This window comes from Nostoc mirabile CHAB5784, from assembly GCF_020829645.1.
GTDB classification, from domain to species: domain Bacteria; phylum Cyanobacteriota; class Cyanobacteriia; order Cyanobacteriales; family Nostocaceae; genus Nostoc; species Nostoc mirabile.
Genome location: NZ_JAIVFS010000117.1, coordinates 1 through 21,333, shown reverse-complemented (window position 1 = coordinate 21,333; position 21,333 = coordinate 1). Strand labels below are relative to the sequence as shown.

General features: G+C 45.7%; 14 protein-coding genes and 8 pseudogenes. 15 read left to right on the top strand and 7 right to left on the bottom strand.

From position 1 onward, the window contains the following. Nucleotides 1–130: 130 nt before the first annotated feature. Nucleotides 131–475, top strand: a pseudogene (locus tag LC653_RS38010) (IS701 family transposase); the annotation flags it as partial. Nucleotides 476–482: 7 nt separating this feature from the next. Here LC653_RS38010 and LC653_RS47615 read toward each other — a convergent pair. Beyond that, nucleotides 483–1,456, bottom strand: a pseudogene (locus tag LC653_RS47615) (ISKra4 family transposase). 56 nt (nt 1,457–1,512) lie between these two features. Further along, the gene (locus tag LC653_RS37995; protein ID WP_229500450.1) at nt 1,513–1,815 is read right to left on the bottom strand and encodes a hypothetical protein; all 303 of its coding nucleotides are present in this window, start codon (nt 1,813–1,815) and stop codon (nt 1,513–1,515) included. Nucleotides 1,816–2,295: 480 nt separating this feature from the next. Here LC653_RS37995 and LC653_RS37990 point away from each other — a divergent pair, with 480 nt between their 5' ends. Beyond that, a complete protein-coding gene (locus LC653_RS37990; protein ID WP_229500457.1) occupies nt 2,296–3,675 on the top strand; it encodes an LLM class flavin-dependent oxidoreductase in 1,380 nt (459 codons plus the stop codon). Between the two features lie 341 nt (nt 3,676–4,016). After that, nucleotides 4,017–4,913 (top strand): 4-hydroxy-tetrahydrodipicolinate synthase, encoded by an 897-nt coding sequence (gene dapA, locus LC653_RS37985; RefSeq protein WP_229500448.1) that lies wholly within the window; start codon nt 4,017–4,019, stop codon nt 4,911–4,913. An 83-nt stretch (nt 4,914–4,996) separates the two neighbouring features. On the opposite strand, the pseudogene LC653_RS37980 reads toward dapA, so the two are convergent. After that, nucleotides 4,997–5,191 (bottom strand): annotated as a pseudogene (locus LC653_RS37980) (IS4 family transposase); the annotation flags it as partial. 18 nt (nt 5,192–5,209) lie between these two features. Between LC653_RS37980 and asnB the strand changes: the two are divergent. Continuing rightward, entirely contained in the window at nt 5,210–6,958 is a 1,749-nt protein-coding gene (gene asnB / locus LC653_RS37975) for an asparagine synthase (glutamine-hydrolyzing) (RefSeq protein ID WP_229500446.1), read from the top strand. 47 nt (nt 6,959–7,005) lie between these two features. Here the strand turns inward: asnB and LC653_RS37970 are convergent. Continuing rightward, nucleotides 7,006–7,692, bottom strand: a pseudogene (locus tag LC653_RS37970) (IS1 family transposase). 131 nt (nt 7,693–7,823) lie between these two features. Between LC653_RS37970 and glyA the strand changes: the two are divergent. From glyA to LC653_RS37910, 11 genes and pseudogenes are all read left to right on the top strand, one after another. Then, the gene (gene glyA / locus LC653_RS37965; protein WP_229500444.1) at nt 7,824–9,083 is read left to right on the top strand and encodes a serine hydroxymethyltransferase; all 1,260 of its coding nucleotides are present in this window, start codon (nt 7,824–7,826) and stop codon (nt 9,081–9,083) included. Between the two features lie 291 nt (nt 9,084–9,374). After that, nucleotides 9,375–10,565 (top strand): glycosyltransferase, encoded by a 1,191-nt coding sequence (locus tag LC653_RS37960; protein ID WP_229500442.1) that lies wholly within the window; start codon nt 9,375–9,377, stop codon nt 10,563–10,565. Beyond that, nucleotides 10,541–11,281, top strand: coding sequence for an SDR family NAD(P)-dependent oxidoreductase (locus LC653_RS37955; protein ID WP_229500440.1), 741 nt, complete (start codon nt 10,541–10,543; stop codon nt 11,279–11,281). Before LC653_RS37960 ends, LC653_RS37955 begins: the two co-directional genes overlap by 25 nt. A gap of 33 nt (nt 11,282–11,314) precedes the next feature. Beyond that, nucleotides 11,315–11,683, top strand: a complete 369-nt coding sequence (locus LC653_RS37950; RefSeq protein ID WP_229500438.1) for a methyltransferase family protein — start codon at nt 11,315–11,317, stop codon at nt 11,681–11,683. A gap of 180 nt (nt 11,684–11,863) precedes the next feature. Beyond that, the gene (locus LC653_RS37945; protein ID WP_229500436.1) at nt 11,864–13,099 is read left to right on the top strand and encodes a DegT/DnrJ/EryC1/StrS family aminotransferase; all 1,236 of its coding nucleotides are present in this window, start codon (nt 11,864–11,866) and stop codon (nt 13,097–13,099) included. A gap of 38 nt (nt 13,100–13,137) precedes the next feature. Then, nucleotides 13,138–13,410: pseudogene (locus LC653_RS37940) on the top strand (hypothetical protein); the annotation flags it as partial. A gap of 182 nt (nt 13,411–13,592) precedes the next feature. Then, nucleotides 13,593–14,780, top strand: a complete 1,188-nt coding sequence (locus tag LC653_RS37935; protein WP_229500432.1) for a pyridoxal phosphate-dependent aminotransferase — start codon at nt 13,593–13,595, stop codon at nt 14,778–14,780. A gap of 281 nt (nt 14,781–15,061) precedes the next feature. Next, nucleotides 15,062–16,225 (top strand): NAD(P)/FAD-dependent oxidoreductase, encoded by a 1,164-nt coding sequence (locus LC653_RS37925; protein ID WP_229500430.1) that lies wholly within the window; start codon nt 15,062–15,064, stop codon nt 16,223–16,225. 262 nt (nt 16,226–16,487) lie between these two features. Further along, a pseudogene (locus LC653_RS37920) lies at nt 16,488–16,592 on the top strand (transposase); the annotation flags it as partial. A gap of 191 nt (nt 16,593–16,783) precedes the next feature. Continuing rightward, nucleotides 16,784–18,226 carry an MFS transporter gene (locus LC653_RS37915; RefSeq protein WP_308189210.1) on the top strand — a complete coding sequence of 481 codons (1,443 nt, stop codon included), beginning with the start codon at nt 16,784–16,786 and terminating at the stop codon, nt 18,224–18,226. A gap of 196 nt (nt 18,227–18,422) precedes the next feature. After that, nucleotides 18,423–19,915 (top strand): transposase gene (locus LC653_RS37910; protein ID WP_229500453.1). Its coding sequence is split into 2 segments (ribosomal slippage): nt 18,423–19,320 and nt 19,320–19,915, totalling 1,494 coding nucleotides; the frame shifts between segments, so codons are not numbered across the junction. Between the two features lie 195 nt (nt 19,916–20,110). On the opposite strand, the pseudogene LC653_RS37905 reads toward LC653_RS37910, so the two are convergent. From LC653_RS37905 to LC653_RS37895, 3 genes and pseudogenes are all read right to left on the bottom strand, one after another. Then, a pseudogene (locus LC653_RS37905) lies at nt 20,111–20,534 on the bottom strand (hypothetical protein). A gap of 118 nt (nt 20,535–20,652) precedes the next feature. Next, nucleotides 20,653–20,889 (bottom strand): annotated as a pseudogene (locus tag LC653_RS37900) (transposase); the annotation flags it as partial. A 25-nt stretch (nt 20,890–20,914) separates the two neighbouring features. Further along, nucleotides 20,915–21,217 (bottom strand): hypothetical protein, encoded by a 303-nt coding sequence (locus LC653_RS37895; protein WP_229500428.1) that lies wholly within the window; start codon nt 21,215–21,217, stop codon nt 20,915–20,917. Nucleotides 21,218–21,333 lie beyond the last annotated feature (116 nt).

Here is a 21,333-nt window from a genome sequence, read left to right as displayed (position 1 = left end):
CAGTAACTCCACCACGTAAAGAAGCATCTGTTGCTGTTTAATACCTTAGATTATTCATACTTTTGCTAAGTCTCTGATTAACTCAGCCCTGCTGGGTCATTTTGTATAGCTTAGTCTAAACTCCAGTGATTACTTAAAACGTGATAACGGAAAGTTAGAAAAACGCTTTGTTTTATCCACTAGACCAATGAAAGCTTCTACTCTCAAGTGGTGGGGTAAACGTCGATGGCAGATAGAAGGATGGTTTAAAACTGCAAAGCATCGTTTTGGTTTGCACCGTTTCGGTCAAGGTACTTTGCTTGGTATGTATCGCTGGCTTATTCTTTCTATGACTGCCTACCTCTTAACACATTGGACTTATTTAGAGACTCTATTACCATTACCGCCTGATTGGGGTGAGGCTGCACAAACAGCAAGAGAATCTATTTTCCCTCAAATAGTCGTGTCTCTTCTTTTACTTAATATTGAGCGATTGTTACCCCTTACACGTAGTTGTGGTTTTGACATTCATATTTCCAGGTGCAAGATGTGAGATTAAGATAAGCGCAACGGTGAGCAAGGACTTGAGGTACATTATCAATATTCCATTGTGCACCTGAGATTTTAGTTCGACGGTCAATCTGTTTAACAGTAGATTCAATTGCACCGGAACCAATTGAACAAATTTGTTCAGCTTGGTAGTACTGATAATTGACGATGCGGTGTCGATGTTTTTCAAGGTAAACACAAAAATTAAGAGCAAGCTTATCGCTTACAGTCAGTAAAGCTGACAATTGCATCATCAACTTTCCCTTTCCACAGAAGCTCTTTGACTTTGTTTATCCTTCGCATCGAACCGCCAACTTTATAGAGGTTTTCCATGAGATGGAACCAATCAAGTATTTCACGTCGCTCTTGTTTGGGTTTCAACTGGCGGACAATGTTCCAAATTCCGTCATGTCCGTCGCCAATACATGTGAGAATGTCAGCCAAGGGTTGGTTATTGACCCAATCAATTACGAGATTATTTTCTTGGAATGAAGCAGCGGTCGCTTGTAAATTGTGTAAGCGGACTGCTTTATAACCTTTCCAATCACATGGTTTTCCAATCGGTGTACGGATACGGATATTTAGAGTTCTATCTTGCTCTCTAGTCAGAAATACCCTTAAACGGTTGCCCATATCTCTGTTACCTTTATAGAAAAATTCTACGTATTTACTTATCTTTACATAGTTTGGTTTTTTCACCTCGTTCTACTTACTTTTTATTTCTCGTCTGTGTCCTCTGCTTTCTCCTGTGACATTTAAGGGTAAAAAAAACCCAACAGTAGGCATTACATGTTCCTGCATTTGACTGCGTATTACTTCTTCAATCAATCCTTACGCTTGTCAGTTCCCCAACCGGAGCGTTTTTGTAGAGTATTTTAGCGATCGCACGAGCATGTTCAATTAAAAGTTGGTTTTCTTCTTCAGTCATGACAGCTCCCTTTAAAAGGATCGCGTGGATTATTACTTTACCTTCTCACGCTTTATTTAACTTTTTTGGAAAAATAAAAACTGGGATGCTCCCTCTGGTACTTTCAAACGTTTGGCTTTATGAAATGCGCCATTATCAAGTTGAATAATCAGCAGTGAATCCGCAAAATGTGACGAAATCAAATTGAGAAAAATCTGAAAACAGTCAGTATTGAGGTGTGAGAATTCCCAAAAAAAACTCGCTCCAGTTAGTGGCTCAATGATTCCATATAAATACGTTGCCTGGAATTGCCACTGTTGTCTACCTACTGGTTTAATCCCACTCGCTGTAATTTTACGAATGAGGGTTTCAGGCGTCATTTTTAAGACTGGCAATCATGAACAGTTGCGATCACTTTCTTGAAAGGCAGATTACAAGCTAATTTCGGCGAATTGTATTCTCAAACGAAAATGAAGGACTGGTAAGGCTTCTGGAAAACTTTTCGGTCTACTGAAACTGATTAACCACAGGTGTTTCAGCTTTTCTTAGTGCCATTTAGCTTATATTAAGTACACAAGTACCTATCAAAAAGGTACTTGTGTCCATATGCAAACTTGGCAGCATAAGGGTAATTTTATCTGTATACTAAAATTTCCGCGTTGCATAAATGCGGGATGAATTAGCGGTTAAAACCTTGAAAATTCATTTCAAATCGGACGAAATCATCCCATGATTCAGCAATGCCATTTTTTCCAGAACATTACTAGTGCTTTTGCAACACAATCCCCCATGCATAGCAGTTACTGTATGAGTGAACCTCTTGGCGTTTGACTCGTTTCAAGCAGGAGCAACAGAAGCAGATGAGCACGAACACGAAACAACTTAGACTGGGCGCATTTTTGCTCCCCACCGGACATCATGTAGCAGCTTGGCGACACCCCAATGCTCAGGTTGACGGAGATTTAAATTTCCAGCATTATCGACAACTTGCACAGACAGCTGAACGTGGTAAATTTGACACAATCTTCCTCGCAGACGGTTTAGCTGTCCAAGACCGGAGACAAGGTATTGAGGCTTTAAGCCTGGGACTATTCACTGTTCAATTTGAACCTTTGACTTTATTATCTGCCCTGTCAGTAGTAACAGAGCATATCGGGTTGATAGCAACGGCATCGACCACCTACAATGAACCATTTCACGTTGCCCGCAAGTTTGCCTCGTTAGATTATTTAAGTGGCGGTCGTGCTGGATGTAATCTTGTGACCTCTTCGAACGATGCCTCAGCGAACTTTAATCAGGAAAAGCATTTGGAGCATGCATTCCGCTATGAGCGTGCACGTGAGTTTGTAGATGTCGTCACGAAACTCTGGGATAGCTGGGAAGATGATGCCTTTTTACGCAACAAAAAATCAGGCGTTTACTTCGAGCCCAACAAGCTGCACATTCCCAACCATAAAGGCGAGCATTTTTCGGTGCGCGGACCTCTTAATATAGCTCGTCCACTCCAGGGATATCCGGTCATCGTCCAAGCTGGGTCTTCCGAAGACGGTAAGGAGCTTGCCGCGCAAAAGGCGGAGGTGATTTACACCGCTCAGCAAACACTGGCTGAAGCCCAAACATTCTATGCAGATGTGAAGGGTAGACTAACAAACTACGGGCGTTCTCCCGATCATCTTAAGATTATGCCGGGTGTATCCCCGGTAATTGGTAAGACAGAGCAAGAAGCTAAAGACAAATACGAGCAGCTTCAGGAGTTGATCCATCCACAGGTCGGATTAGCACTGCTGTCAGGACTGGTGGGCGGAGTTGATCTGTCTGTCTATCCGCTGGATAATCCGCTGCCAGACTTATCAGAACCCGACGATGGTAAAAGCCGACAGCAACTACTAATCGATCTTGCCCGAAGAGAGAATTTAACGATCCGGCAACTCTATTTGCTAATCGCTGGTGCACACGGGCATCGCACGATCCTGGGTACACCCGAACAAATCGCCGATCAACTGGAAGACTGGTTCATCAACGGTGGAGCTGATGGGTTCAACATCATGCCGCCTTATTTGCCAGGTGGTTTAGATGATTTTGTGGATTTGGTAATTCCCGAACTGCAACGCCGGAGACTGTTCCGTACAGAGTACGAAGGACGAACCTTGCGCGAGAACCTCGGACTGCCTCGTCCGACTAACCAGTTTAGCACTTTTATGGTATCCCCCGAGTTGCCAACTGTCAATACTTCAGCATAGTTTTACCTGTATGGGTTTACAGTTATTGTGATCGGATTATATTTTGTAGAACCTCAATATCATCAGAACATCGACTCTGTACTGAATGGCACTAAGAAAAGGGAAAATCGTTGAGGCAGAAGGGGTGCAGAGGAGCGGAGGAGCAGGGGAGAAAGAAGAAGTTTAAGGTATACGAACGGATATTTAGAAATTCCCCTCTGCACCCCTGCACCCCTGCCCCTCTGCAATCCTTACGCTGCTTACTCTTCAACTTAACTTAGTGCCATTCGACTCTGTACTAGAGCGAGGCAAGTTTGATTTAGTATTTTTTGCAGACTCCTTTTTGAAATAAGGGCAGAAAAATGGCACTTAAAGGTATCTATGTTCCACTTGTGACGCCCTTTCGTCACGGAGAAGTCGATTACGAATCGCATGATCGTCTTGTTGACTATCTCCTCCAATACGATCTTGGTGGATTAATGATGTTTGGCACTACTGGCGAATTTTTGGCACTTAGCGATTCGGAAATGCATCAATTGGTGGAGCGAACCCTGCCCCGCATAAGTGACCGCTTGTTGCTCTATCTAGCTGTGTCTGGGGGATCCAGTCTTGCAGTGGAGAATGCCATCCGTGCGTTTGAAAAGTACTCAGTGGACGGATATCTCGTCGGCTCTCCATACTATATAAAGCCAACTCAGGAAGGTGTAATCTTGCATTATAAGCAAGTAGCAAAAGCCAGCAAGCGCAATATGCTTATTTACAACATACCTTTCCGTTCAGCAATCAACATAAGTAACGAAACTGCGTTTGCTCTGTCTGAAGTACCTAATATTGAAGGAATTAAAGATGTCTGCGGCGACCTAGAGCAATCTTTTGAATTATTGACTCGGCGTCCACAAGGTTTCACGGTGTTGGCTGGTCAGGATCCACACCTCTTTTCAACCCTCGCCTATGGTGCGGATGGAGGCATTGTTGCTAGTGCGCATTTGGCCCCAGAAAAATTCATTGAACTGGACCAAGTCATGCGCGATGGCGACTTGAATCGAGGTCGAGCCTTATGGTCAAATCTGCAGCCACTTATATCTGCTCTGTATCAAGAACCTAGCCCAATAGGGATTAAGTATGCTTTGTCAAAGCTGAAGATAATTGAGTCACCGGAATGTCGCCTTCCCCTAACTCCGATCACTAAAAAAAACGCTGCACTAATCGATAGCGCTCTCAAATTTAGTGGTAATGTCAGGTCAGCTTTGAAGAGTTGAAGGTTTGAAAGTATTCTCATGTATAGAACCCATTTGAGATCTATGCCCATTTTACCCTCTCTCCCAAGATCCCAAATGGGTTCTATACGGTAAGGACACATTAGTGCGTCAACAATCAAATGCGTTCCAGCTTCAATCAGTAGCACCAAACGGACTTTAGGGAAAGCAGGTTCAGTACCAGGACGACTGCCTGGATATCTAAAAACCTTTGCGTTCGCCTTCGTATCCGGTATATCGAATAATGTTCCATCTACTGCCATTATTCTTAGTCCTCTAAGTTATGGACAATTAAACCTATGTGTGGCATCTGTGGTGTTATCGGTCAACGTGAGAATCAAGCCAAAACCCTGGTAAATGCTATGCTTCAGAGCCTTGTGCCTCGCGGTCCCGATGGAGAGGGGGTTTTTTATGCCCCTGGTATCGCATTAGGTTCGCGTCGGCTAAGCATCATCGATATTGAGCATGGTGAGCAACCCCTATACAACGAGGACAGATCTTTGGTGCTAATAGCCAATGCAGAAATCTATAATTATGTTGAGATTCGTAGGGCTCTCGAATCACAAGGTCATCGATTCAGAACAGGTAGCGATTGCGAAGTTATCCTTCATTTATACGAAGAGTATGGAGTTGACTGTATTCCTCGATTACGCGGTATGTTCGCGTTTGCGTTATTCGACAGTCGGCGTGGCGTAGTGCTCCTCGCTCGTGATCGGCTGGGGGAAAAGCCACTCTATATTTATCAGGATGAGTCCGCTCTGTACTTTGCCTCCGAACTCAAAGCGCTAATCCGGTCTGGGTCAGTACTACTCCAAATAGATTACAATGCCTTGCATGAGTATTTTCATTATCAATATGTACCTGAACCTGAAACAATCATTAAGAAAGTACGTAACCTTCCTGCCGGTCATGCCCTTTTAGCACATATTGGCGATAGATCGCTGACCGAATGGACTTACTGGTCACTAGAAGACGTTGAAACGGTCGATGCAAATCCAGCAGAAGTTCTCGCGACAGAACTATGCAAAATTGGTCAAATTATTGTCCGTGCAGACACTGACATTGGCGTTGCACTAAGCGGAGGGCTCGACTCAACTGCGGTTAGTGCATTGGCGGCTGCGAACACACGAAGCGTGACGGCATTCAGTATAGGGTACGAAGGACGACCCACAGTCGATGAACGGCGATTTGCCGAACGGGTCGCTAAGACGCTGGGGCTAGAACATCACCAAGCCGAACTTACGTCAGATAGTATTGTTGCTGACTTTGATAATATGGTTACAGCGCTCGATCAACCTATTGCTGACATGGCAAGCTTTGGGTACTACGCAATTGCTAAGCTGGCGCGGTCTCATGGAATCAAAGTACTTCTCCATGGGCACGGTGGCGATGAGTTCTTTTGGGGCTATAAATGGGTTCGTAGGGCGCTCGCATCACTGCGCAATCGAGACCCTTCGACCATAGGTCGGCATGATCTTTATGCGTACAGCGAGATAGTAAATATGGCACGGCGGTTGCTGCCAGGACTATACACGCCTGAATTTGCTAGGTGGCAGTTGCCTTATCAAGAAAGGGGTAGTTCTCAGAGAAAGTTGGGTATTCGGGTCACGAGGCTCCTGGCTGATACCTACTTACGAACGAATGGAGTGGCGCAGACGGAGCGATTAAGTATGTCGATGGGCGTAGAAGTTCGTCTCCCCCTTCTTGATTATCGGTTTGTCGAGTTAGTGATAGGGCTACGAGTCTTGCGTGACGATGATGATTTGTTTCCTAAAACATGGCTAAGGCAGGCTACTAGTAGCCTCGTCCCAGATTTTGTATCAAAGCGAAACAAAAGACCATTTTCTACTCCCATCCAACGTTGGCATCAACACCTTTTTACTGCTTATCACGAGCGGGTAATCAATGGTTGGTTAGTTTCCTCTGGTGTGGTGACTCGGAATGGTGCAGCGCGGCTTGCGTCAGGTGCGTGCGGTGTAGGCAACGGTACGTCATTGTCGCTTAAGGCACTTGTTTTTGAAACATGGTTACACTCTTTATCAAGATAACTTTTCATTGAAAAATTAGATGTTGCTGAATGAAGGGATGAATTCATTTATGTAGGTACAATTTGATACTTCAGGTAATGTAGTAATAATATAATTGAGCATCTCAGCATTTCTTCTGTCCTGGAATAGCATAAGGTCTTCCGGTGAAGGCGTGCAAGATAATGGCGTAATCGCGTATTTTCATTTTCCACCCGTGTCATATATGTTTTACTCACAATTTGATCTCCTTCTGGAATAAAACTTGGGTAAACTTTCCAGCCATCTGTCACATAAAAATAGCTTTTCCACTGTTTGACAATTTCCCACAATGGCTCAAAGGTTTCAGTACTATGGTCTCCTAAAACCCAAGCTAAAATACTTTGATTAAAGTGATTTACTGCTGTCCAAAGCCAAATTTTGTTTTTTTTGAACCTATGAATGTCTCTAATTCGTCTAGTTCTCCAACTTCTGGAACGACATCTTCTTTTGGGACATCTGGCAGTTTTTCTTCCAATTGTTTAACCCAATAAATGATAGTAGTTATGATGCACTCCTTTGACTCGTTCAATAGCGCGAAAACCCATGCCATTAAGGTACATTTTTAAGCATTCTTGTTTCAGTTCCTCGGAATATCCTTTCGGTGGATCATACAAGTCAATAAATTGGCGCTCGCATTTGGTACAAATGTGATTTTGTTTACCTCTTCGCTTCCCATTCTTACGAATTCCCGTAGACCCGCAGTATGGACATTGCACTGTAGATGACCTCAATTCATCCCTCTATTATGCAACGCCAAAAATTACTGATCTTTTGATCTGTTCGCGGCTAAAATTCAACGATGAGAATGAGAGATTACGAGAGATTACATAGACTTGTAGAGGAAATTATGGAAGATATAGAACTCGAAAAGTTGCTGCGGTATGAAGACAAACACTACTTGGGTTCAGTAGATTTGATAGCGGCCTCCAATGCTCCCACAGCAACAGTTAGAGCAAACACATCATGGGGTGTAGCGCAGTTTCGATCAGCTGAAGGTTATCCTGGTCGTCGGCCCTATGCGGGCTGCGCCAACATCGACGCTGTGGAGCAATTGGCTATCAGACGGGTCTGCAAGGTGTTCGATGCCGAGCACGCAAACGTTCAACCGCTCTCCGGATCTTTAGCTAACCTTGCCGCTTATCGGGCTGTACTACAGCCAGGTGATACTCTACTGTCCCTATCAATGAACGCAGGTGGCCACTTATCGCACGGACACCCCAAACACTTGGTATCAAGCAAGTACAAAGTAGTCCATTATTCGGTGGACCCCATTACACGCCTGCTCAACTACGACGAGATTCTCTTGATCGCACGACAAGAGAGACCAAAAGCAATTGTCGCAGGATACTCTGCATATCCCCGAGTTATAGACTTTACCCGGTTTGCTGAGATCGCGCATGATGTGGGAGCCAAACTAATCGCCGATATCTCTCATATTGCCGGCTTAGTAGCGGCTGGCTTACACGAAAATCCAAGCCTTACTGGTGCTATTGTCACTACTTCGGTGGAGAAGACATTGCGGGGGACGCGTGGTGGCTTTATACTTTGCCCAGCCGCATTGAGATCTGCTGTAGACACAGCAGTGTTCCCCGGTCTGCAATCGTCGGTAGGACTTGCAGGCCTGGTCTCGCTATGCTTACTCCTATCCGAGATAGGTAGTGCATCCTTCCGCCGTTATCAAGAGCGCGTGGTTCAGAATGCACGTTTTCTCGGCTCCCTCCTCTCTGATCATGGAATTCCGTTGGTCACAGGTGGTACTGATACTCATATGATTGTCCTTGATGTTTATGCAATAGGACTGACAGGAAGAGATGCGGAGAAGCGGCTAGAGGAAATTGGAATCTTATCAAATCGAAATTTACTCCCATTTGACCCTCTGCCTCCATTTAAGGCAAGTGGCCTTCGGCTCGGAACACCCACCATTACCGCGAGAGGCTATGACGAATCCGATATTCGTGAGGTGAGTGAGATCATTGCCTCGGCACTTCTTGCAGATGGTTGGGAAAACGCACAGAGAAATTCTTTACGAGACAGAGTCTCTGAACTCGCTTGGCAGCCACGAGCCGAGGACACACTCAAAGATCTGTATCTACGCGTGCATAGCTGAGAGGAGATGCTTGTGGCTACTAAGCAAATATATGTCGGTTTTCATCCGTTCCGGACTTATACTCAACATCCTGGTAAAGACGGTAGTAATTTTGCTTACAGCGAATTGAGCCGTCTAATTGCCAATACAGATACATTAAAACCCTGCCCGCACGATCTACTCCAGCTCTGCGCAGATGATAAAGTGGCCTTAGCCGAACTTTCTCGCTGTGAAGTAGTTGTCGCCACTGTCGGTCCACATGCTTATCTGTACTTCTATCTACGAGAGAAATTGGGGCTGAAGTTTCGGATAGTGCGAGACGTACGTACGGCGCTGTGGAATGGATACCTGCTCCAAGAAGTGCTCTGTGCACCTTACTTGCGCCCCGAAGACAGTCTCATTCATTCCTCGGCTTACTCTCATGTTCTTTATCAAAATCTCTTCCCACATTTGCTCAAAGAAAGCCAACATATTTGTTATCCACTGCTTCACTGGTTCTCGGCAGACCAAGCCAGAACGTGGCGCGGTTCTTGTGGTCGAAAGCCACGAGTTATTGGCTATGTCGGAAGATTAACCGATGATAAGAACTTTCCACAGGCGCTAGACCTTCTCGCCAAACTCCGGCAAAGTCAACCTAGCGCTTTTAAACTGCAAGCTGTAGGTGAAGGACGGGGACCCTTGGGACACCCATTGGTTATGAAACGCCTTGGAGGAAATCTGTCAGGATACGAATGGGTGCCGACAGCCAATCGTGACCAGATTTGGTCTCACTACACACAGTTCGACATACTATTTTTTCCTAGCACATCAACATTGGAAACTTTCGGTAGGGTTCTTGTTGAGGCATCTTACGTTGGCGTGCCGATCTTAGCAGCAACTCATGGCGCAGCCCCAGAGTTGCTTGAGCCAGATGCGCTATTACCCACGACTTATCAAGCAGATGTACCTTTTTCTGTGCATCTAGCTGCTCCACTTGGACAAGTTGATATAGTCAAAGCTGCTGACTTGTTACAAAGCGGTCAGTTTATTCCGAAAAGCACCGGGCATACTCTCTACGAGGGTGACGACAAGCGGTTTCTTGCTATTGTGCGTCACGGAAATGAAGCGGGATGTTTATCTTCGCAGCGATGCCCGAAAATTTCTCAGACTCGTTTTATAAGTCGCATCCAGATGAATGAACTAGCCCTTTCCCCTAACATAAATACTGACGCTGTATTACAAAAACTTTGTACTAAGTTTGTAGCATTGCATCGACGCGACCATATCAGTTACGGATTGGCGCTACTCGAACTCCTTGCCCACTCCCGTTACCTGTCTAAAACTTGGGAATTTGTTCGACGTAGTATCGTGAAGGGAGAAGACTTCACTAATATCGGAGGAATTGATCTCCAATTTAGCCACCTGCTCCAACTTTATCCTTGGTTCCGGCTCATTTCTGAGGCATCTACACAAGATAAAAACACACAGGAAGAAACACCATGCCTCGACCAATCGCAGTCATAACTGGAGCAGGCTCAGGGATCGGTGCATCAATCGGTCTGCGTCTGGCCACTAACCATGATGTCATCCTCACCCATTTGAACGAGGACGATGACTTTCTTCGTGTAGTAGCCAATGCTGAGGCGCGGGGTGCACGAGTTATAACAGTGACCGGGGATCTAACCTTAGATGCCACAATTGAGGAGTTTCAGTTTCGCGTCCACGAACATATGGAAAACCTACAAACTCTCGTCTGCTGCGCCGGAGCCTATCCAATCGTCCTGTGGAACGAACTAACCCGCAATCACCTGCGCGCAAGTCTTTCGCTCAATCTTGAAACACATTTAGCTTGCATTCAGGCTGTAACTCCTAGGATGATCCAGTCAGGCTACGGCCGCATTGTCGCGATCTCGTCAGTACTTACCCAGATTGGCAGGGTTAACCTTGCTCCCTATATTGCTGCCAAGGGCGGACTGGAGGCACTCGTGCGTGCTCTCGCCCGCGAACTTGGACCACATGGAGTCACTATTAACATTGTACGCCCTGGATCTATTGAGGTCGCCTCGAAGGGTATCAACAACAATCCAGTCGCTGAAGCGCAACAGTTAGCTAAGCAATGCATACAGCGACGAGGAACCCCAGACGACATTGCAGCCGCCGTGGCATTCCTTACCTCATCGGAGGCAGGATTCATCACTGGTCAATGTCTGACAGTGGACGGAGGCTGGCATTTTTCGTAGCAAAGTATTAGTACAACAAGGGAGAAATAGTTAATGACATCTCTAATTTCAAAATCAGAAGCATTAAAAAGAATCTTTGGAGAAAATAAAGATTCTTTAGCGATAAGTGATTTAAGCCTACTCCTTTTTGGTCATGCGGCTTTTCAATACCTTTATGCAGGTGCAGAATTAGGATTATTTGAAATTCTATCGAAAAAAACTCATCTCTCCAAAGCTGAAATAAGTGAATACTTGCAGCTAGAGACGTATCCAGTTAAATGTTTACTTTTGGGACTAACAGCTTTAAAGCTGGTCATAAAAAAGGGAAATTCGTTCGACCTACAATCGGTCAATCAGCCCACAAGTAGCTTGGTCAATCACTTTTTTTGTGAATACTTTACAAACTGTTCTCCACGTTCGTGACATTTGAATCTTTATTTACCATTGTGAATACGACTATTTTTGACGGTTTGTGAAGATAAACAGTTTGGACAGATGAACATCGGTAGCATCAGAATGTCGCAGTCAATGTTACTTTAGCAACATTACTTCTCGCGCACTACCTAAATTGATAGTATTGAGTTTGCTAGATGAGGAGCACAAATGGCACAGCTTGCACTTCGCGGCGGAACATCGGTAAGGACCCATCCTTATCCTACCTGGCCAATACACGACGAGCGCGACCTTGAGGCAGTGGCAGAGGTAGTGCGCAGTGGCCAGTGGGGCGGATACCCTTCGCCACTCCCGCGTGCAGTGGAATTTGCCAAACACTTCGCCGCATACCAGGGCGCAGCGCACGGAGTCCTAATGGCCAACGGAACCGTTACCCTGGAGGTAGCACTTAAAGCATTAGGCATTGGTTGGCGCGATGAAGTAATCGTACCTGCCCTTACTTTCGTAAGCACAGTCAACGCAGTGATTGCTGCTGGGGCACTCCCAGTATTAGTTGATATTACTCCGAACACTTTGACTCTCGATCCTGATCAGGTAGAGGCGAGCATCACCGCACGAACCCGCGCCATTATGCCAGTTCATCTTGGTCAGAATATGGCTGACATGGACCGACTGATGGAGATCGCAGAACGGCACTCACTCGCAATTATTGAGGACAGCGCTCATGCCATTGGACAGCGCTGGCGTGACCGAGGGGCTGGCTGTTTTGGGGAGTTCGGGTCTTTCAGCCACGAGGCATCAAAATCACTTACTGCCGGAGAAGGCGGTACCCTACTTACCCAGGATGAGAATCTCGCTCGCCTTGCCCACTCTCTAATCGATTGCGGTCGTCCAAAAGACACAGCTGCTATACAAGCAACTGCTGGTACCAATTACCGCTTAGGGGAACTGCAAGCCGCATTACTACTCACTGCACTTGATCGTTTGCCAATGCAGCAGGCAGAGCGAGCTGAGAACGCAACTAAGTTCGAGAATATGGCGGCGAGCATTCCCGGAGTTTGCCTGCTTCCTCGCGATTCACGCATCACTCGTTGGAACTTTTGGCGATACATTCTGCTGATCGACCCATCGGAATTTGCTGGCGTCTCCCACAACTTGGTATCTGATGCACTTGAAGCTGAAGGCATTGGTTGTTCACCTGGTTTTCCACCGATGAATCATTATGAGCTATTCCAACCAACCCTCTCCCGCCTACCTGTTGCTATTGAGTATGCAGACCGATTAAATCCTTTGCAAATGTCTTTTCCCATCGCAGAAGAGATGGGTGGAAAGCGAAGTCTATATCTAAAGGAGAACGTGTTCCGCTCAGGAGAGCAGGGAGTCAAGGATGCCGTCGAAGCTCTCGCCAAAATACAGCGCTACGCTGAAGAGCTGAGAGAACGATAACGTGCATTTGTAAGAGGTTAAGGTAATTGCACGGGTATAGTCGTTCTGCTCTAGGTGCATTCTATCGCCGCTTACGTTCTCGCTTGGGGACACCCAAAGCCATCACTGCTATTGCCCACAAACTGGCACGCTTGTTCTACCAAATGTGGGCGACTGCTGGACAATATGCCGACCCTGGCATGAACTACTATGAGCACAAATACAACGAGCAAGTCCTTAAAAATCTCAGCAAAAAAGCTCTTGGTCTTGAGCTTGTGCCAATTTCTCCAGATACGCCAAATACTCAATCTTCTCCAACCCTTACTACATAAGCTTTATGCCAAGTGTTTCTTCAGAGTTCGACGGGCTGAAAAAGGTGCAAAAAGATGCTGAAAGTACTTACTAGAGAAAGCGGAAATTTGATGCATACACGAAAACCTGTTCACAACCAAGTCTTTTTACTGTTTATCTGTACCAATAGAGCCCATATTCGATCCTCGGAGCAAGTTCTGCCATGAGTAGTCACATTCTTAAGCTTGCTGACAGTCTTGGTTCGTTAGGAACTGAGCGTGCGTTTGAAGTACTTGCTCGCGCTAAAGAGTTAGAACGCCAAGGAAAAGAGGTAATTCACCTCGAAATCGGAGAACCAGATTTTGATACTCCAGCACATGCTTGTGCAGCTGCGTACAATGCAATGCTTGCGGGCGAAACGCACTATTGCCCGTCAGCGGGAATCCTGGAGCTAAGGGAGACTGTAGCAGAATACTTTAGTCGCACTCGCGGTATCCCAGTGAATCCCAGTCGAGTATTAGTCGCTAACGGTGCCAGAGCATTCCTATTTTTCACAATTCTTGCGACCTGTAACCCCGGTGATGAGGTTATATACCCAAACCCCAGTTATCCAATCTACGAGTCTGTCATTCGTTGGGTAGGAGCAAAGCCGATACCGCTCAGATTAAGGGAGGAAATTAACTTTGCATTCGATCTTGAGGAGTTTGCCAATGCTATTACTTCTCGCACTAAGCTGATTATCCTCAACTCGCCGCACAATCCAACGGGCAGTGTGCTTAATGCGGAGCAAATTTCGAATATAGGCAATCTGATCCGGGATAGCAACGCCTGGATACTCTCCGATGAGATATATTCACAGATAGTGTACGATGGTCAATTCAGCAGCATTGCAAGCGATCCGAGTTTATTTGATCGGACTGTAGTATTAGAAGGCCTTTCCAAGACATATGCGATGACCGGATGGCGGTGCGGCTTTGCTACGGTACCAGAATTACTAGTTGAGCCGCTGACTCGATTCTTTATCAACTCAATGGCTTGTGTTCCACCCTTTATCCAGCGCGCTGGAGTGGAAGTCATGCGTGGATCGCAATCTAGTGTGATGGTGATGCTAGAGGAGTTCCGCAGTCGACGGGACTTAATGGTAGAAGAACTTAATCGTATCGATGGGATTTCTTGCCGTGTGCCATCTGGCGCTTTTTACGTCTTTCCTAACATCCAGGAGACTGGCTGGGAAGCAGAGGAGCTTGCAGCTGCTATGCTAGATGAAATCGGCGTAGCGGTACTTGCTGGGACATCCTTCGGCGATGCCGGAAGATATAATCTGCGCATATCTTACGCGAACTCTGAGCACAACTTGCGTCGAGCTCTTGTACTGATCAAACAGATGTTAACGTCCTCGAAGCCCTCTTAATGCTCGACGCTCAGGATTCAGCTAGGAGAAATACCGATTGTGTTGTAAAAACTGATGATTCTCTAGTAAAATTTCAACACTAAGTATTAATAGCGTAAAAACCACTGTTAATAAACCCCAAGCAACCGTTTAAGTGACGTGGAGCAACCAAACGCTCTGCTTAGGTCATTTATAATTTGAGACCATCCTACTGCGTTTCAGATGGTATTTGCACTACCCCTTGAGTTACCACGATTTGGAAGAAATGATGCGGAAGCGGTGACCAACGGTAGATCACATGATTGAATACATTTAGAAAAATAGGAATCGGCTCTATGGAAAAGGTAGTGGTAATCGGTGGTGGACTTGTGGGTATGAGCGCCGCCTACCGACTGGCGCGTCATGGTGTCCAAGTAGTCCTGGTCGATCAGGCTGACTCGGGCAAAGCAACAGCAGCAGGTGCAGGAATTCTATCGCCAGGCAATCGATTCCCGTCCAGCGATCCAATTCTTCCGCTCTTAAAAGAAGCCCACGCTTATTATCCTGAGATGATCGCGAGTCTTACTGAAGACGGTGAATACCATACTGGGTATGAAAGGGTGGGGGCACTTCATGTCGCTACTACCGACGAAGAGGCGGCCCTGATGCCCAAGTTAATGGAACAAGTTCAGCAGCGCTGTGCCGCTGGATTTCATCACATTGGAGATGCCAAGATTGTCGCACCGGATGCTGCTAGATCGTTCTTCCCGGCACTCAGCCCAGTTTTGGCTGCAATCCATATTCCTGAGGCTGCTCGTGTCAACGCCCAATTGCTCTGTAATGCACTGGAACGGGCAGTTCGCCGACGCGGTGCGTCTCTACTCCATGGTCGCGCCGACTTGGTAGTTGACGGAGAAAAAGTAACAGCTGTCACGGTGGGAGGTCAGACCATAGGTGCCGACGCAGTAATTGTTGCTGCAGGCGCTTGGTCGAGCACACTAGCTAAGCAGCTTGGGGTAACGGTGCCAGTGCATCCACAGCGCGGTCAGATCGCACATTTAGTTGTCCCCAATACTGAGACTGGAGGATGGTCAATCATTATGGGATTTACACACTACATTCTTACTTTTCCTCCTGATCAGGTAGTCGTCGGCGCAACACGTGAGGATAACATTGGCTATGACTATCGTGTGACTGTGGGTGGGATGCGGGAGATCATCAACGAGGGGCTGCGGATGGCAGTCGGACTAGCATCCGCCACTGTACAGGAAGTGCGTATCGGTTTCCGTCCGCAGAGCCCGGACGCGGAACCTTTCATTGGGTCAGTGCCTGGCATTAAGAACGTGTATTTTGCGACCGGACATGGGGGGTACGGACTCCAAGCAGGGCCCTACTCTGGTGCTATTATCGCCGATTTGGTGCTGGAAAAACCGATTTCCATTGACCTAAGCCCTTTCGCTGTTGGGCGCTTTAATCATGCCTGCTGACAGAAATATGGCAAAGCTCGTTTTGATTTCAAGTACTTACGCTTAGTTCGACTTTATCCAAAATTAAGAACTTGGTTCTCCTTATAGGACAAAAATCCTAGCTTTTTGGCAAAAACTTTTTCCATGTCACTGATTAACGGTGAAATTGAAAAAGTAAAACTACCACCCCATATAGGTTTCAGCGTTAGCGATCACATTGCTAGAAAATGGGTAAAGTCGAGCTTAGAGGCTATTTATAAAGTAAATCTAAAGGTAGGAATTTAACCAGTACCATCGTCTGAGTAAGGATTACGAACGTCTTCCTGAAATGAGTGAAGCTGCTATATGCGCCGTTATGACTCGTATTATGCTACGTCGTCTAACAACTCTATTAACTGGTATTCCCAACTCGTCAACGATTCCAAGCCTGCCCCATTTTTTGGAGCTTGTATCCTCGTCAGGGAAAAAGCCCGCAACCAAGAGCGTTGGGCGTATAAATTTTAACCATTTTTGGTGTTTTTAGCCTTTACAGGTGGAGCAAACAGTTTTTCAGAAGAGCAATATATTTACCACTACCCAATGCTTATGAGAACTAAGAAAGTTCACAATGTCAATTCCCAGCGGTGGACAACACTTACGGTTTGTTTAGTCGGAGCGTTTATGACGCTACTTGACATAAGCATCCTCAACGTAGCCCTTCCCTCGATCCAGAAAAGTTTGTACGTCTCGGAAAGCGGACTACAGTGGATAGTCTGCGGATATACCTTGATATATGGGTTAGTTTTGGTGCCCGCTGGCAGACTCGGTGACACACGCGGGCGGAAGATGGTATTCACTATCGGACTTGCCATATTCATCCTGGCGAGTGTGCTTACAGCAGTAAGCATCGGAGAAGTTTGGATAATCATTGCCCGCTTGGGGCAGGGAGTTGGTGCTGGTGTGCTCATGCCTCAGATTACAGGATTGATCCAACAGATATTCCCACCTCTCGAACGTGGCAAAGCCTTTGGATTGTTCGGCGCGGTAATCGGCGTATCAACATCGGTAGGACCATTGATAGGCGGGATGATCATCCAAATAGTCGGAACTAGCGATGGCTGGCGCTGGATCTTTGGCGTTAACGTGCTTATCGGTATTGTCGTGCTTCCATTAAGTTATCGATTGATACCTGAGCTAGCTGAGCATAGGTTCGTTGATGGAGAAGGAGCGGAGCGCAATGATCTTGATCTGCTCGGGATCGTGCTGCTCGGTTTAGCAATGGTGTTGCTACTGCTTCCAGTCATTCAGATACAGCAATGGCACGGGAATAGCAAGTGGCTACTCGTCGTCATTGGGGTTGTTCTATTCGCATTGTTCATGATTTGGGAGCAACACTGTAGCAAAACTCAACACATTCCATTGGTTAACGTAGGGCTGTTCCGTACACGCTCGTTCTCTGTGGGTATCTTCATCGGTATGCTATTTTTTGCAGGTTCCAGTTCGCTTCCTTTTACCTTAAGCTTATACCTACAAAATGGAATTGGCTACACTGCAATAATGACAGGTTTAGTCATCACACCCTTCGCGATAGGTTCGGCAGCATCATCCGCAGCAAGCGGACGTTACATGCTACAGTTCGGTCATTTCATAGTCACAGGTGCTCTTGTACTGGTTGGTGTTGGTTTCATCGGAATCATGGCTGTACATCATATTCCCGGAAACACCTCAAGGTGGAACATGGTACTACCGCTATTTATCGCTGGACTTGGCAGTGGTACACTAATATCGGGAATTCAAACACTAACGCTCAGGAAAGTGCCGAGGAACGACGCTGGTAGCGCCTCTGCAGTGTTGCAGGCATCCCTGCGCATTAGCACCACCATCGGCAATGCCATCGTCGGATCGGTGTTTTACTCTAAGGTGAATTCCTCGCACGGCAATTGGGCTGATGCGTTCCAAACCGGACTAATGATTGGACTCACCTTTGTAGCTGCTGCATTGGTTGTTGCCGTCCGCTACCTATTTCAGGTAGAACGAGCGTGAAAACTGCCATCGTGATCGGAGAGCGATTTTTTTCTAGAACCGCAAAGTTTGCTAGAGAGGGTCAGATATTCAAGTAAACTAGGGGACACAGAGAAGATGAGGTGTATAAATGGCAAGAAAAAGCCCTCAACCAAAAGCGACATCCTCTGAAGTACTAGAATGCGTGCAACAGAATTGTCCCAGTTGCGGTAAACCCATGTGGAATGAGTACAACAATCTTCGGCGTGTGAGAACCCTCAAAGGAGTGGTACAACTGCTCTTAAAAATTCGCCGTTGTCAAAATATATCTTGTGAGCGTTACAGAATTAAATATCGACCAGAACAGGAGGGTTCATGGGCATTACCAGAACAAGAATTTGGTTTAGATGTGATTGCACTGGTGGGCGCGTTGCGCTACCAAGAACACAGAAGCATACCTCAAATTCATCAACAGCTTCGCAATCGCGGTGTAGAAGTAAGCGAGCGTAGCGTTACTCACCTGTTAGAAAGATATGACGAATTGGTTGCATTGTGGTTAAGTGACCACTCAAGACTCAAAGCCATAACTAAAAAACAAGGGCGATTGATATTAGCAATCGATGGGATGCGGCCGGATGTTGGACATGAAGTACTATGGGTAATTCGAGATTGTTTATCAGGAGAAATAATACTTGCAAAAACCTTATTATCGTCAAGAAATGAGGATTTAGGAGCCTTGTTATTAGAGGTGAAAAATACTCTTGATGTAGAAATTGATGGGGTAATAAGTGACGGACAACACTCAATTCGCAAAGCCGTTGAATTGGCTTTGCCTGGAATTGCTCATGGTTTATGCCATTTTCACTATTTGAAAGAAGCAGCCAAAGTTATTTATGAAGCAGATAGGCACGCAAAAAAGGAATTAAAAAAGAAGGTTCGGGGCATACGTCAGATTGAACGTAGTGTGAGTGACTATGACCAAGCTACATCCGAAGTTGTACGTGGATATTGTTTAGCTGTACGTGGTTCCTTGACGAATGATGGTCGTCCACCGCTAAATGCCTCTGGATTAAAATTACAGGAACGTCTGAGTTTGATTGAAGCAAGCCTAGAAAGGGTAGCTAAAAAAGGGGGTTGCCAAAACCCTTGAGAAAGCTCAAACAAATTGTTTCTAAAGGACTTGAACAAACGGCATCTTTATTCGCTCCAATTACTGTTGCTTATAACTGGATTTATAAAGCCGCAGAGATTCTTGACAACGAAACTGGTCTTGATGCAATTGAAGTCCAACGAAGTTTTCAAACTTTACTTGATTTAATGTCACATGAGAAAAATGAAGCGGGTACTTTAGAATCGGGCATTACTCATTTCTTAAAGATTACTCGTAGTTATTGGTCTGGACTTTTTCATTGTTACGAGGTTGAAGGTTTACCTCGAACTAATAATGACCTTGAACAGGTGTTTGGTGTTTTACGACATCATCAACGTCGTTGTACTGGTCGTAAAGTCGCTCCTTCATCACTCGTAACTCGAGGAACAGTCCAGTTAGCTTCAGCCATTGCTACTGCACTTCATTCTTTTACAGCCCAGGATTTGGCTCAGGTTTGTGTTCAGACTTGGCAACAATTACGCTCTGATTTACGCCAACATCAACTTAATCGCATTGAACAACTACGATTCCGTCGAAATCCTGAAGCTTACTTGGCACTAGAGCTATTCAGGCTTATCTAGGACACAAGAATATTCAACACACTATTCGCTACACCAAGTTATCCCCAGACCAATTCCAAAATTTTTGGCTCGACTGAACCTCGTTTTGGTTCAAAATCTCTACAAATCAATGCTTTCAACCGCCTTTGTTTACAAAACTTTACAACGTGTCCCATTTTGCACGTATCCGATACCGTTGGCGAATTCCCTAAGCAGCTAAACTGAACCGATTAGTTCAGCAATGAAACGATTGAGAACCTTCTGAGCAGTTTTATACCCAGTAGCAAGATTCCCTAACTTCAGTTGGGACTGTTAGGCGATCGCGTAAAATTTCAAGTTCTGAAGTCGGTGGCAAACCGACAGGCTATTTAGGGCTTGTGGTATTAGATATCTTATGTGACTCACTCTGCCGTGTAATACTTGGTTGAATGGGAGCTAAAAAATCTGAGTCTTCCCGTGTAATACAAGGGTTATCGTTATACCTAACAATGTGTTCTAAATAATCAGCACGGGTTAAGCCTAAGCATTCCGAAGCAATACCAAGAGCCTTCCAAGTATCATCTGTTAATCGCAAAGAACGTACTTCACGATAGTCATCATTCTTGAGCGCAAACTTTCCCTGAATATCCCGTTTCAACATAGAACCTACCGTGTATTACATCGCAAGCTTAACCTGGAATGACGATGAGCTACCATGTATTACACGGTAATAAACCAAATTTTCTTGACGTTTTAGCAACAAGCAAAACGGATATTTTCTAGCACACAGTAGCGTCTGCAAGTTTTGCAAAGTGTGAGGAGCGAGTTTTAGCCTTTGGTATCTCCTCTAACCAAGTGAAAACTCGACTTAGATTGATAGTGGCAGCAGTCAGAATATGCTGTAGATGATTTTTAGCTAGCCCAATATAACGGCAATCGCGCATTTCAAAGGCGCGGATTCCCTCAGAGATAGTTCCTTCAATGCCTGAGCGCAGTGCATACTGCTTCTGAAACTTGGGTCATCTTACCGCATTGCCAGTCTCATCTCCCCCGAAAAAAATCGCTCTCCAATTTTACACGCAATACTGACAAAATATCTCTAACTGGCGCTTTATCTGCTTCTAGCTTCTCTATTCTCCCTAATAGTCCTTTTGGAATATACTTGCACTTTTTAACCAGGCGATCGCCATCCTTCCAAAACTCATAGTGATACCAAGCTTGGGGATAATCTTTGCCGTGAAGGGTAATGGTTTTCCACTGAATGGAGCCACTACCTAATCCTTTGTGTCGTCTACTTTTACTAGGGTTATTTTTACTGGGGGGTATCTCTGACTGGAATGGCACTAAGAAAAGCTCTAAGCTATACGGAATAAGGGCTACAGCTTTGAAAGTTATTGAACAGTCGAGGAGGGGTCAGGCGGTCGTCCTTGATGCAGTGTCATGGAAGCGATCGCCACAAA

Excerpts from the sequence above, each read along its gene's own strand:
- LC653_RS37995 (WP_229500450.1), bottom strand. The coding sequence starts at position 1,815 with ATGACGCCTGAAACCCTCATTCGTAAAATTACAGCGAGTGGGATTAAA.
- LC653_RS37935 (WP_229500432.1), top strand. The coding sequence starts at position 13,593 with ATGAGTAGTCACATTCTTAAGCTTGCTGACAGTCTTGGTTCGTTAGGA.
- LC653_RS37945 (WP_229500436.1), top strand. The coding sequence starts at position 11,864 with ATGGCACAGCTTGCACTTCGCGGCGGAACATCGGTAAGGACCCATCCT.
- LC653_RS37915 (WP_308189210.1), top strand. The coding sequence starts at position 16,784 with ATGCTTATGAGAACTAAGAAAGTTCACAATGTCAATTCCCAGCGGTGG.
- LC653_RS37990 (WP_229500457.1), top strand. The coding sequence starts at position 2,296 with ATGAGCACGAACACGAAACAACTTAGACTGGGCGCATTTTTGCTCCCC.
- glyA (WP_229500444.1), top strand. The coding sequence starts at position 7,824 with ATGGAAGATATAGAACTCGAAAAGTTGCTGCGGTATGAAGACAAACAC.
- LC653_RS37950 (WP_229500438.1), top strand. The coding sequence starts at position 11,315 with ATGACATCTCTAATTTCAAAATCAGAAGCATTAAAAAGAATCTTTGGA.
- dapA (WP_229500448.1), top strand. The coding sequence starts at position 4,017 with ATGGCACTTAAAGGTATCTATGTTCCACTTGTGACGCCCTTTCGTCAC.
- LC653_RS37955 (WP_229500440.1), top strand. The coding sequence starts at position 10,541 with ATGCCTCGACCAATCGCAGTCATAACTGGAGCAGGCTCAGGGATCGGT.
- asnB (WP_229500446.1), top strand. The coding sequence starts at position 5,210 with ATGTGTGGCATCTGTGGTGTTATCGGTCAACGTGAGAATCAAGCCAAA.